Raw genomic sequence first — 12,246 nt, 5'->3', positions numbered from 1 at the left:
AGATGATTGACTTATTTTTGATTCTTTACAAAGGCTGTAATCTCTTTGGCTAATACAATAGAAGCCTCTATTTCTTCCTTACGTATAGAAACACTTTCAATATTACAACCAATGGGTATGCCTTCCGCTTTTGCAATCTTTGTGAGTTCCTTATAGATGACTGTAATCAACTGAATGGACTTAGATAACATCTCTTCTGAAGACAATAAAGTGTTCTCTAACCAAGAAGGTACACTGATACCCAACCACTTAATAAATTTTAGAGTTTTTGTTGAGCCACAGGGTGTTAATGTGAAAATAATCGGAACCATGTCCATCTCATGGTCCAAACAATACTGCTTATAATCCAGTAAGAATTTTCTGGAAGCTTCTAGATCATAAACGGCTTGAGATACAAAAAAACGACAGCCTTTGGATATTTTAAAACCAACACGCTGATCCTCATCACCTAGAAGTCTATGACGCTCCGGTATGGTGACCGCCCCGAGAATCATGTCTTCATTATGTTGTTGTCTGAGTTTGTAGGCCGCATCCAGCTTAAGTCCCACTTCCTGATGGGTCGCTGCTGTACCGACAAAAACCGTAAATTGATCTTCGCCATCTTTAAGCCATTCTACAAAAGCTTCTTCAATATAGTTACCGACACACCGATAAACCACTCTAGGTACATTTAATTCTTTTAAGTAGTGTCTAGAGTACAAAGATGGATCCACCGTATGTATAAATTCAAAAGGTCGCTCTTCATGGGTGCGTTCTGTTTCATCTTGTATATCATAAACAATCACACCATCTATATCCAACCCTTTGATTCTGGCGATGTGTTTTTTAGATATGGCTTCAATCTGCTCATCTGTATTGTTGGATTTTGGAGGTGTCAATCCGTAGAAAACAATACCGCTTTCTCTGTTTAATATTTTATCTTTTAACATACTCTCCCTTTCTTCTATAATGCATTGTCAAAACCATTATATCTCAATTCCTTAGATTTGAAAACATCTTCCACAGAATTTCGTTTTATTTGATTGTAATTCTCATTTGTCTCTTTTAAAATGAATTCAGTTGTGCTAGACTGAATTATAGAGATTTATTACAACTTTTGAAAGGAGTTGATTTATATGTTAACCAATCAACAAAAAGGCTTAATCTATGGCGCTTTCATCGGGGATGCCTTGGCACTCGGTCCCCACTGGATATATGATACTAATCTAATAGAACAACAATTTGCACCTTTAACTGATTTTATGGAACCTGCCACCCCTTATCATTCTATTAAGGGTGCCGGAGATTTTACCCATTATGGTGACCAATCTCTCATGCTTCTTAAACATCTGGCAAGCTATCAACGTTTTGATTTGGCAAATTTCAAGGAGGACTGGATAAACTTTATCAAATATAATACCCTCTACCTGGATCATGCAACCAAAACTTCTTTAGATATTCTAACACGTGGTGATGGGTTCATTGGTTCTGATTCTATGGAGCTTGGTGGTCTTGTTAGAAGCGGACCTCTTTTTGCTCTAGCCAATATGACTGTTGATGATCTTCTAGCTCAAACCCATTTGACCCACAACAATGAGATTTTAGATGCCATTGTACTTTTCACCTATCAATTGCTTGAGCATATCTTGTCCGGCAAGACCCCTTCTGAAGCCTTAGAACTGATTTATCCGGAATCCTCTGATATCATAAAGGCTTATGTGGACCAAGGTTTGACCAATATTGACCAACCACCCGTGCCTACCATCAAAGCCATCGGTCAAAGTTGTTCTGCTGAATTTGGATTCCCTGCTTCCATATATCTCATTGTCAAATATGAGAATGATTTTGTTGAAGCACTGGTTCAAAACGCTTATGCCGGTGGTGATTCTGCAGCTCGTGGCATGTACATTGGTATGGTTCTAGGTGCTTATATGGGCTATGACAAACTTCCTTCTAAGTGGATTGAAGACTTAAACGCTAAGGATACAATTAAGGAAGCTTTATCTGTTTTTGAATAAATAATACCCCTATGATTAATGGGTCAAGCAAGTCTCTAAGTGATATAAGCTTAGAGACTTTTTTTGTTTCTATTTACACGAACGTATGTTCGTGTTATAATTTGAATATACTCTATTGAGTTGAAGTTTGTGTTAAGTTTGTTGAATGTGTTGAAGTTTTGTTGAAGCTCTTTGATCTATACTAGGAGGCCTGTTTATGAACCGCTATATTTTTCATATTGATGTGAACGCCGCCTATTTAAGTTGGAGTGCTGCTTACCGGCTACAACAAGGTGATGCTGTGGACTTAAGGTCTATTCCCTCTGTTGTCGGTGGTAACGAGAAATCAAGACATGGTATTGTCCTTGCCAAGTCAACACCTGCTAAGCAATATGGCATCCATACCGGAGAACCCCTCATGGCGGCACGACAAAAATGCCCTAACCTTATGGTGGTGCCTCCTGACTACAACCTTTATATGAAGGCCAGTCAAGCCATGATTGACATCATCCAAAGATACTCGCCCCTTGTCCAACAGTTTAGTGTGGATGAGTGTTTTGTGGACTTTCTTCAGATTGGATCTGATAAAAAAGACCCTGTCCTACTGGCGCACACCATTAAAGATGCCATCTCAGATGAACTGGGCTTTACCGTTAATATAGGTGTCTCTCACAATAAGATCCTTGCAAAAATGGCTTCCGACTTTAAGAAACCTAACCTTGTTCATACCCTTTTTTCTCATGAACTGGAAGAGAAATTATGGCCCCTGCCGGTTTCTGACTTATTCATGGTGGGACGACAGACCTCTAAAAAGCTCTATTATCTTGGCATCACCACCATTGGTGAATTGGCAAAGGCCGATACGGATATGCTCTATGGTCATTTCAAAAGCTTTGCCCACCTGATTCAGAGCTATGCCAACGGCGTTGACCCTTCCCCTGTTCGTAAAAATAACCATCCCTTGGTTAAAGGCATGGGTAATTCGACCACCGTTAAGTTTGATGTTCTTGAAGCGACAACCGCTTATCAGGTTCTCTTGTCCTTAGCCGAAAGCGTAGGCATGCGCCTAAGGGCCGCAGGCTTTTGCGCCGGTCTGATTGCCGTGAGCATTACCTCTGCCACTTTTGGTCACAAGAGCCATCAATACAAGCTTAGCGTCGCTATGAATTCAACCAGCTATATCCACCAAGTTGCAAGGCGTCTTTTTGATGAACTTTGGGACGGCACGCCTATTCGCAAACTGGGTTTACGAGCCAGTGACCTACACACCAATGATTATGTTCAATTGTCTTTTCTAGAGGATTATGATTTTTCTAGAGATCGGCTTCTGGATCTGGCTGTTGACCGGATTCGAGGGCGCTATGGGCTGACTTCCATACAGCGTGCCAGCTTTTTACATTCCGGTTTAAAACCGGTCACCGGTGGCATTGGCGTGGAAGATTATCCTGTCATGACCAGTATTTTATAGATGAGGTGTTATATATGAAAACCATTGCAAAACCTATCGAGATGATCAGTTGGACCGAAGAAGACGGTCGTATCCATCCCGTCAAGTTCAAGATCACAACCCACGAAGGTGAACGACAGGTCTACCGGGTCCTTCAGATCTATACCACTGAACTTGACCGGGTTGCCGGCAACAAAGTCTATCGCTTCACCTGTGAGATTGCCATCAACGCCATGATTAAGCTTTGTGAGATTCGCTACGACTTGGATTCTTGTCGTTGGGTTCTTTTTAAGATATAGATTTGGTTAAAGGGTCAAACCAAATTTTATAAATGACTTTTTTTGAAAAGTTCGTAATTAAAAACCAGACACAATATATGAGGTTCTTCTCCAACAGCTTGGATGTAAGATGAAGTGGTCACACATATGCTGTTGGTTAATAAAGATATGTAGGGCTTGGTAATCCATACCTCAAGACTGCCGCCACTGATAAAGCGATATAAATCTTCCTCTGAGTAATCATATCCTTTATTATGAATCTTAAAAATATCCGCATTCCTAGAAGAAAAACCTGTGTTGTTAATCATGGCATCACTTATTTGAATACCCTCCCTATTAATAATCCAACCATTTTCAATCGAAGGATACGCCGTAAAAAGCTGATTCACATTTTCTTCCATAGAATATTGGGGCCAATTATGGCTTTCGGCTTTAAGCTGGTCTAAAAACATAACAATCTTATTCATAAAAAGGCGCATGTCTTCTATCGTAGCTGTCTTTGCATGACTTCGAATAAGCTCAAAGCCCTTCTCCAACTCAAACAAATCAACATAATCTTCTTCAACGACTCTGACCGGTTCTTTGATGTAGTAGCCTTGAAAATATTGAGCACCTTGTTCAAAGGCCAATGTTAGACCTTTTTCTGTCTCAATACCTGTTTCTACGACAACCATCCCCATCTCATGGGCAATCTGACCCATATGCTTAAGTATGCGTTTTGAATAACTTGGGTTGTTTAACTTGGCTAAATATTGGTGATTGATCTTTATAATATCTGGGTTAAAAAGTATAATTCGATCCAGATTAAAATAATCTTTGCCAATATCATCAATACTAATGTAAAAGCCAAATGTTCGCTGTTGATGAATAAAAGCCTGAATCTGCTCCACCGTCATATTCTCATAATTACCGATATCAAAAACAACGGATTTTGGTGATATTCCATGTGCTTCGATTAGGTCCTTTAGAGCATGGGTTTCTTCACAGGCATGGATCATACTTTCATTAATATTGATAAACAAAAGGGATTCGGAGTGTTTATTCTGAATATGCCGGAAAACTTGAATCGTCTTTTTAATAACCAACCGTCCAAGTGCCATATCTAAGTCTTCTGCCACAGCCTTCTCAAAAAGCGCATTGGGTTCTATTACTTTTTTGGTTCTTGGATGAATGCCTTTTACAAAAGCTTCTATGCCAATGGCAAATCCCTCGTGGTGGGAAATGATTGGCTGCATATATATTTCTATGGATTCTTGGTCAATCAGTTCACGGGTTGTATAATTATGGTTCATGTGTTTCTCCATCTCTAATAATATTTACGCTATAGTAGGAACTTCCTAAAGAAGACCAACAAAATCCTGATATAGAGCGGCTCTCTCATCCTGACCAATCGGCTCGCTCATTCTGGCAATGGCCATAGGACGAAGCCAAGGTTCTATCGTGTTCAATTCTAAACCCGACACCTTGTAATAAGTCTTCAAATAAGACCCAATTAATATTTTCCTAGCAAAATAAAACATCCACATGAACACTCTAGGCTGTTCTTTATGAAGCGCTTCGTATTTTAACAGGATGAACGTCCTTGCCACATCTGCAGCAGGATGCCCCTTAGCTGCTGTCACCCAGTCAATAACCGTTGCTTTTTTCTCATAATAAAACACGTTCCGAGGATGAAAATCCATATGGCATATGGCTTCACCATCGGGTAATTCATTTATGGTTTTCATCACTGCTTCAACCAAGTCAACAGGTAGATCCACCACCTTATTAATGCTTCTTCTAAGGTGCTCCTTAACATCCGGCAAAAGAGGTGCTGTTTTCTCATGGATGTTCAGTTGGGTACTTGCCAAACATTTTCCGTAAAAATAAGCCTTCCATATCTTTTTTGTCAAATGAAAAAGTATGGTCTTCCCGTTGATACGTTCAAAAATGTAACCTCTACGCCCTTCTACTTCTATTTCTTCTATAAGCCTTGGCATGGATAGACCTTTGGCATAGACAATCTCATGAATCAGACCTTCATAGTCAATCATCTGATCTTCAATATGAGGTTTGAATAACTTCAAAACCGTATGGTCGTGCCACTCATAAACATCTGATGTTGCGCCGTAACCCATAAGCTGTCGTTTCATCCAAATGCCCCCATTCCATCTTCTACCGCTCGCTATTTTTATCAACCTACACTCTAAAATATGGCATAGATATGGTCTGTAAACCAAATCTCACCATTGCCAATCATGGCCCCTCGCCAAGATGCAAAAATCTCTTCATGTGTGCTGGACGCAACAATACTTCTTATATCTTCGTTGATAATCCAGTCATAATGCTCCACAAAATCTTCTTTATTATAAAACTTAATTCGGTCTCCTGCCCGCTCGACTTCTAAAGGGAACCCAACCATATTTGCTAATTCCTCTTTATTGCCACTACCAATAAATTCTTTGAACTTAAAGTAAGTTGTTAGAATCTCCAGATTGGTATAACCGGTACTCATGGAAAAATCCATGTCTGGGTCATGAAGCTTTTGTGCAAGTGCTTTAATACCATAAGTTTCCTGTATTCGTTGATTCAATAAGGTGTAATCCATGTCCAGATGGCTGTTGTCTGCCAAGGTCAACTCATTAAATACTTGTTTTAGACCCTCATTCTCCCATATATAAATAAGATCAACACCACTAGAAGAGGTGTAAACATAGGTCAGTCCCTCATAGGTAACCAGATTAAGAAAATTCGTAATAAGTTCCTCACTCATAATCACTTGGCGATACGTTGAGCCGTCTTTTAGAAACAGAGTCGTTATAGAAGAAAACATGCCCGTTCCGGCAAACTTATACATGATGACAAGGTCTTCCTCTCCATTGTTGTCTATGTCAGCTTGATACAGAAAACTGGTATTGTCAAAAAAAGAGGTTTCCATATAAGCCTCTAGGGTTAAGATCTCTTCCTCATAAAACACCAAATGTCCTTCAAATATACTTTCAATGGCTGCCATAAAAAGGACCTCTTCTTCATATCTTATACCGCTCATGACCACCATATTCTCTTGAAACTCGGATAAGTCTTCAAGGGTTATTATAGAAGCCACTGAGGGCACCTGCTTGTCTGTACACCCTATCAATATTAGAGCCATCACCATCAGAAGGCCAAAACTTTTCATCATCTTCTCTATCACAATCCACCTCATTATCTCTATTTTAATATTCCATTACTCTTCTGATGATTTTATCACAGTCGTCAAATTTTTTCTATAGGACATGCTTCGTTTTAAAATAAAACCACTTCAAAATCATTGTTAAAAAGATCTATAAGTAGAAGCTTGCCATTTAATAGCTCACCCCTTCCAATTAATACCTTAACTGCCTCACTGACCTGTAGTGATGCTACCAGTGCCGGAGAAAAAGAAGGGTTACCCAGTTCTGCTTCATGGCCTTTCCCTTCGTGATTTCTATAGATTCTACTTAGAAAATCATCGCCAGGCATAATCGTACTTACCTGACCGTACCAACCTGCAATTGCACCATAGATCATAGGGATACCCAATTCTGAAGCTACCTTTTGAAGTATAAAGCGTGTCTCTATAGAATCCAGGGCATCGATTACAAGATCATGTCCTCGAACAATGTCTAGGGCATTTTCCTGGGTCAAATAAGCACTGACAGGCGATAATTCCACATCTGAGTTGACCTTTTCCATCCTCTCTTTGGCTGTTATGGCTTTACCTAAGCCAATATGCACTTCTGTCGAGAGAAGCTGTCTGTTCAGATTACTCACATCAAAAACATCACCATCCACGGCGGTAATCTTCCCTACACCAATTCTACCCAGCATTTCAATCACATAGCCACCAAGGCCACCACAGCCAATGACACATACGCTTTTATTCTTTAATACATCACACTCGTCTTGACTCAACATATTTCTATTTTTTGTATAACGGTCCATATCAACCACCTCCTACAGGTGGAAAAATAGAAACAATATCGCCTTCTACAAGCTTTGTATCCAAAAGACCGTCGCGACCGTTAATCATAAGAATCGCCACATCCTTCTCATCAATCTGAAGTTGGTTAATAATGGCTCTGGCTGTCTGTTCCTCCTGAAGTTCTACCATGACTTCACGGCCTCTATCTTTTCTAAGTGTTGCAAACAATCTTACTTTAAATTCCATAAATCCTCCTTCTAGCTATACACAATAAACAAGATTACGCACCCATAGACAATCGCCACAGGAAGGCATATTGCCATAACAGTCACTGGTCGTATCTCTTACAAGGTCACACCCATCCACCAGGTCACAGTCTGTACATGAAGGGTAATGATTATCGTAAACCATAGCACGGTATTTTTTATAAGCATCGGTTTCCCAAATGTTCTCAAGTGTATCCGCCATGACATGGCCAAAAGTATGGGCTTCAATCTTTTTGCTTCTGCCAAATACAACTTCTGTACCACTGTGGGCAAACCGGTAACAAGGGGTCACATCACCTTTGGCGTTGATGACGGTTGTATCGTTTTCAATGAATCTACATCTGCGCTCCGTTTTAAGCTTCGATTCAGACAATCGAACTTCAAGCCCTTTTTTTAGACCATGACTACGAATCCTCTGATAAAAAGCTTTCATTTCAGGTGCATCATTTTCCGAATAAAGAATTAAGTCCCCGTCTTCTAAAGATGCAGGTAGAATATTAGATACAATAAATTGGGTGGCACCAAGTTCACTGACCAAATCCATGAGCTTAAACACATCTTGTTTATTGGTTTTTGAGATCACCATTTGAAACACAAGCTGAGGTGTTTTACTGTTTCTAGCTGCCTTTAACGCATTCAGCTTCTTGATATTATCTATAACAATTTGAAGTTCAAAGCCCCTAATGTCAAAAAACATCTCCGCTAAACCATCTATGGATATAACCAGTTGGTCTACATGATCGATGAGGGCGATCATCAGATCTTCTGTAAAGGATGTTCCGTTACTGGTGAGCATTAATTTGTATTGGCTAAGTCGCTTCAGCACTTTTTTGATTTTGGGGTGGACCGTAGGCTCACCAATCCCACCAACGACCACTTCTTCTAGGGTCTCCATACCTACGAGTTCATTTAGAATCTTATCCAGCACTTCGGTTTCCATGTCCTGAGGTGCTTCGCTCCATGATTTTCTATAGCACATGGTACAGTTAAGATTGCACCGATCGGTTAATTCTAGATTTACCTTTTTGATTGCCATTTTTACCTCCATTTATAACCTTCCGAACAAGAAAAGAAGCTACGCTTCGTTATGAGCTCTGCTCATATTTCTGAACGGTTCGAAAGGAAACTTCCTTGATAGTTAATGCGATGCTTCAACGCATTAACATAGCATTGTCTTTCCTAGAGAAGAACAAAGAGGCTACGCCTCGTTTTGCAAAGCAAATTGTTCCGGCAGGAAAGGCTTCCTTGATTGTTAATGCGACACTTCAACGCATTAACATAGTATAGACTTCCTAGAGAATAAGAAGAGTGACTTTGTCACATTATATACCATCTAAATACCTATATAGAGAAGTCAGACTTCTTTGCGCATGTGCATAGCACGCGCTAAATTTTAATTTATTATATATCAGGAAATACACTTTCCTGATATATAACAAAGGGGTCCCTTTCGGAACCCCTCAATCTTTAAGGATTAGATTTCAAGCAAACTTTTTCTCTCATCTGTAGGGATACCACCCGTACTCCAACCACGAAGTTCATAGTACTCAGGTAGTAACTCTGAAAGTCTTGCTACATTACCTTTTGATGGACCTTCTGCAATTGGATCTTCAAGAAGTCGCTTAGGTAGTGTGTCTTGTGAAGGATCAACACCAGCATCTAAGTTAAATACCCTCTCAAGGTTCCAGATACGTTCACCAGCAAGAAGTACGTCGTCTGCTGTCCACTCAGTTCCAATAACTGCATTGGTCATTGCTGCATAATCACCGGCACCCATCGCGAAGGAGGTGAATAAGCAAAGCCCTGATGCATCAATAAACGCTGTAAAATCTTGGAAAATCTTAACCCAAGCCGCTTTGCCTTCAATGGTAAATCTGTCTAATTTTTCAGGTAAACCTAAAATCTCAGGTGAGATAAGGTAACCTCTTACGTGACAACCGCCACGGTTTGACGTTGCATACTGAAGCCCTTGACCTTGGATAGCTCTTGGGTCATAAGCTGGTAATTCTTGTTTCTTAACAGACATGGACAGTTCAGGTACACCATAGGAATCTGCCAAACGATATGAACCGTCTGCCATCTTGTCGCCAAGACCTGCTCTCTCTCCAATACGCTTGGTCCATTCAACTACAGCGTTACTATCACCAAAGTCCAATGTTAAACCATCTAAGTCCTCATCTTTGATGAAACCCTTTTGATAGAGCTCCATAGCAGCTGCTATAGTCGCACCGGTTGATATGGTATCAAGACCATATTCATTACACCAAAAGTTGGACTTAATGATGGATGGCATATCTGAGACACCACAGTCACCGCCAAATGCCCAAATGGTTTCGTACTCAGGACCGCCACCTTCAATGTCATCGACTTTACAATAACGTCCACAAGCGATGGGGCACCTATAACATGGGTCTTTTTTGGTTAAGTATTTTTCAGCAAGGAGTTCACCACTGGTATCTTCCGCTTCAGAAAATTGTGATAATTGGAAGTTATTGGTAGGGAATACGCCGCCTTCATTGATGATGTTAACCAGTACAGCTGTTCCATAAGTCGGTAAGCCTTGTCCGGTAACACCGTTTTCTCTGATTTTTGCGTTACAGTCTTTGACGACAGCCTTAAGCGCTTCTTCATTGGCAATAGCCACTTTGTTCGTACCACGGACTGTAATTGCTTTTAAGTTTTTGGAACCCATAACCGCACCAACACCTGAACGACCTGCTGCTCTGGAAACGTCATTCATAACCGCTGCCATGTTGGAAAGTTTTTCTCCTGCCGGTCCAATCGTAAGGACTTTGGACTTCTCAGGTACTTCTTTTAAAAGTGTTTCTGTTGTCTCGGATACTACTTTACCCCATACATGGGCTGCGTCTCTAATCTCAACTTGGTCGTCTTCAATCATGACATAGACAGGTTTCTCAGATTGACCTTCTACAATAATCACGTCATAGCCTGAGAATTTGAGCTCAGCGCCCCAATAGCCACCAGAGTTTGAAGATGCAATTGTACCGGTAAGGGGTGATTTGGTCACGACCATATAACGCCCACCCGTTGGTGTTGGTGTTCCTGTTAACGGACCTGTTGCAAAAAGAATCTTGTTTTCAGGACTTAATGCATCTACGGATGGGGATACTTCATCCACGAATAATTTCGTGCCTAAACCCCGTCCACCAACGAATTTTTTTGCTACATCCAGATTCAGATCTTCTACCTTTGAAACACCTTTACTTAGATCAATTCTTAAAATTTTACCTTGGTAACCGTACATATTTTGCCTCCTTCTTAAATTTGGTGCACTGAAAATTCAGTGCAAATAAACGTTACATTTATTCCAAATCCTTTCCAAGAATGGGAGGCAGTATGGTTTCCCATCCTACCCTTTGGTCCATGGTTCATGGCTATTGCTTTAGAACCATGGACTCGGATTTTGGCTTCTTTTAATCTATGATCTCGATGGTGTCGCCTACTCTTATTTTACCTGTTTTTAGGACTCTTGTAAATATACCTTCTTTGGGCATAATGCACTGACCCACTTGAGCTTTAATGGCACAACCGGTGTGACATTCCTTACCAATCTGGGTCACTTCATGAAAGGATTCACCTATTTTCACTTTGGTCCCAACCGGTAATTCATGAAGAATAATGCCTTTTGTGGTTAGGTTTTCTGCAAACTTACCGCTACAAAGCCCTTCAATACCTATTTCGGTCATTTTATCAATGCTTTCTTGAGCCAGCAAACTGACTTGACGATGCCATTTACCTGCATGGGCATCTCCCACTAAACCATGTTCCTCTTGAAAAACACCTTCTGGTATGGATTCTTTAATCACACCTTTTTCTTTGCTGATGTTAATGGCTTTTACTCTTCCTACAATTCCATTCATTATTCATCCACCTGCCTTATATAATGTCCTGACTTACCACCAGTTTTTTCCATTAATCGGACCTGGCCAATGACCATATCCTTATCCATGGCCTTGCACATATCGTAAATGGTAAGGGCTGCAACCGAAACTGCGGTCAACGCTTCCATCTCTACACCGGTTTTGCCTTGTGTTTTAACCGTAGCTATGATTATAATCCGATCCTCTTGTATCTCAAACTCAAGATTCACACCTGTGAGCATCAAGGGGTGACACATGGGTATGACGTCACTGGTTTTTTTTGCCCCCATAATACCTGCCACTTGTGCCACATTCAAAACATCACCTTTTTTAATACCCGCTGATTGAATGGCTTCAATAGTAGAAGGCTTCATAACAATCTGTCCTTTGGCTACTGCAACCCTGTAGGTATCTGACTTATCCGTCACCTCTACCATGTGTGCTCTGCCATTTTCATTAAAATGTGTTAGACCCAT

14 protein-coding genes and 1 riboswitch are annotated in these 12,246 nt (G+C 40.5%); of the genes, 4 read left to right on the top strand and 10 right to left on the bottom strand.

Annotated elements, in window-relative coordinates:
• Positions 1-11: 11 nt before the first annotated feature.
• A complete protein-coding gene (locus P0N36_RS03915; RefSeq protein WP_275841527.1) occupies positions 12-929 on the bottom strand; it encodes a methylenetetrahydrofolate reductase in 918 nt (305 codons plus the stop codon).
• A 186-nt stretch (positions 930-1,115) separates the two neighbouring features.
• Between P0N36_RS03915 and P0N36_RS03910 the strand changes: the two genes are divergently transcribed.
• The 3 genes from P0N36_RS03910 (at position 1,116) to P0N36_RS03900 (ending at position 3,722) form a co-directional block, all read left to right on the top strand.
• Positions 1,116-1,997: an ADP-ribosylglycohydrolase family protein gene (locus tag P0N36_RS03910; RefSeq protein ID WP_275841526.1), complete on the top strand. Its 882-nt coding sequence runs from the start codon at positions 1,116-1,118 to the stop codon at positions 1,995-1,997.
• 196 nt (positions 1,998-2,193) lie between these two features.
• Positions 2,194-3,444 carry a DNA polymerase Y family protein gene (locus P0N36_RS03905; RefSeq protein ID WP_275841525.1) on the top strand — a complete coding sequence of 417 codons (1,251 nt, stop codon included), beginning with the start codon at positions 2,194-2,196 and terminating at the stop codon, positions 3,442-3,444.
• A gap of 14 nt (positions 3,445-3,458) precedes the next feature.
• The gene (locus tag P0N36_RS03900; protein ID WP_125136093.1) at positions 3,459-3,722 is read left to right on the top strand and encodes a hypothetical protein; all 264 of its coding nucleotides are present in this window, start codon (positions 3,459-3,461) and stop codon (positions 3,720-3,722) included.
• A gap of 26 nt (positions 3,723-3,748) precedes the next feature.
• Here the strand turns inward: P0N36_RS03900 and P0N36_RS03895 are convergent, their stop codons facing one another.
• The 6 genes from P0N36_RS03895 to P0N36_RS03870 all read right to left on the bottom strand — a co-directional run bounded on the left by P0N36_RS03895 (position 3,749) and on the right by P0N36_RS03870 (position 8,925).
• A complete protein-coding gene (locus P0N36_RS03895) occupies positions 3,749-4,993 on the bottom strand; it encodes an EAL domain-containing protein (RefSeq protein WP_275841524.1) in 1,245 nt (414 codons plus the stop codon).
• A 45-nt stretch (positions 4,994-5,038) separates the two neighbouring features.
• Positions 5,039-5,833, bottom strand: coding sequence for a phosphotransferase family protein (locus P0N36_RS03890; protein ID WP_275841523.1), 795 nt, complete (start codon positions 5,831-5,833; stop codon positions 5,039-5,041).
• A gap of 53 nt (positions 5,834-5,886) precedes the next feature.
• Positions 5,887-6,873: a hypothetical protein gene (locus tag P0N36_RS03885; protein WP_275841522.1), complete on the bottom strand. Its 987-nt coding sequence runs from the start codon at positions 6,871-6,873 to the stop codon at positions 5,887-5,889.
• A gap of 92 nt (positions 6,874-6,965) precedes the next feature.
• Positions 6,966-7,643, bottom strand: coding sequence for a HesA/MoeB/ThiF family protein (locus P0N36_RS03880; RefSeq protein WP_275841521.1), 678 nt, complete (start codon positions 7,641-7,643; stop codon positions 6,966-6,968).
• 1 nt (position 7,644) lies between these two features.
• Positions 7,645-7,869: a MoaD/ThiS family protein gene (locus tag P0N36_RS03875; RefSeq protein WP_275841520.1), complete on the bottom strand. Its 225-nt coding sequence runs from the start codon at positions 7,867-7,869 to the stop codon at positions 7,645-7,647.
• A 15-nt stretch (positions 7,870-7,884) separates the two neighbouring features.
• Positions 7,885-8,925: a tungsten cofactor oxidoreductase radical SAM maturase gene (locus P0N36_RS03870; protein WP_275841519.1), complete on the bottom strand. Its 1,041-nt coding sequence runs from the start codon at positions 8,923-8,925 to the stop codon at positions 7,885-7,887.
• Between the two features lie 95 nt (positions 8,926-9,020).
• On the opposite strand from P0N36_RS03870, the gene P0N36_RS03865 reads away from it, so the two are divergent.
• Positions 9,021-9,176 carry a hypothetical protein gene (locus P0N36_RS03865; RefSeq protein WP_275841518.1) on the top strand — a complete coding sequence of 52 codons (156 nt, stop codon included), beginning with the start codon at positions 9,021-9,023 and terminating at the stop codon, positions 9,174-9,176.
• 187 nt (positions 9,177-9,363) lie between these two features.
• On the opposite strand, the gene P0N36_RS03860 is transcribed toward P0N36_RS03865, so the two are convergent.
• The 3 genes from P0N36_RS03860 to moaC all read right to left on the bottom strand — a co-directional run bounded on the left by P0N36_RS03860 (position 9,364) and on the right by moaC (position 12,246).
• Positions 9,364-11,154 carry an aldehyde ferredoxin oxidoreductase family protein gene (locus P0N36_RS03860; RefSeq protein WP_275841517.1) on the bottom strand — a complete coding sequence of 597 codons (1,791 nt, stop codon included), beginning with the start codon at positions 11,152-11,154 and terminating at the stop codon, positions 9,364-9,366.
• A 51-nt stretch (positions 11,155-11,205) separates the two neighbouring features.
• Positions 11,206-11,324, bottom strand: a riboswitch (molybdenum cofactor riboswitch).
• Positions 11,324-11,770, bottom strand: a complete 447-nt coding sequence (locus P0N36_RS03855; protein ID WP_275841516.1) for an MOSC domain-containing protein — start codon at positions 11,768-11,770, stop codon at positions 11,324-11,326. Its footprint overlaps the riboswitch before it by 1 nt.
• Positions 11,770-12,246: a cyclic pyranopterin monophosphate synthase MoaC gene (gene moaC, locus P0N36_RS03850; RefSeq protein WP_275841515.1), complete on the bottom strand. Its 477-nt coding sequence runs from the start codon at positions 12,244-12,246 to the stop codon at positions 11,770-11,772. The genes P0N36_RS03855 and moaC overlap by 1 nt, the downstream gene beginning before the upstream one ends.

The sequence above is a fragment of the Petrocella sp. FN5 genome, from assembly GCF_029210395.1.
Taxonomy (GTDB): domain Bacteria; phylum Bacillota; class Clostridia; order Lachnospirales; family Vallitaleaceae; genus Petrocella.
The sequence above is the reverse complement of the archived record's forward strand: the minus strand, read 5'-3'. Positions and strand labels throughout refer to the sequence as shown.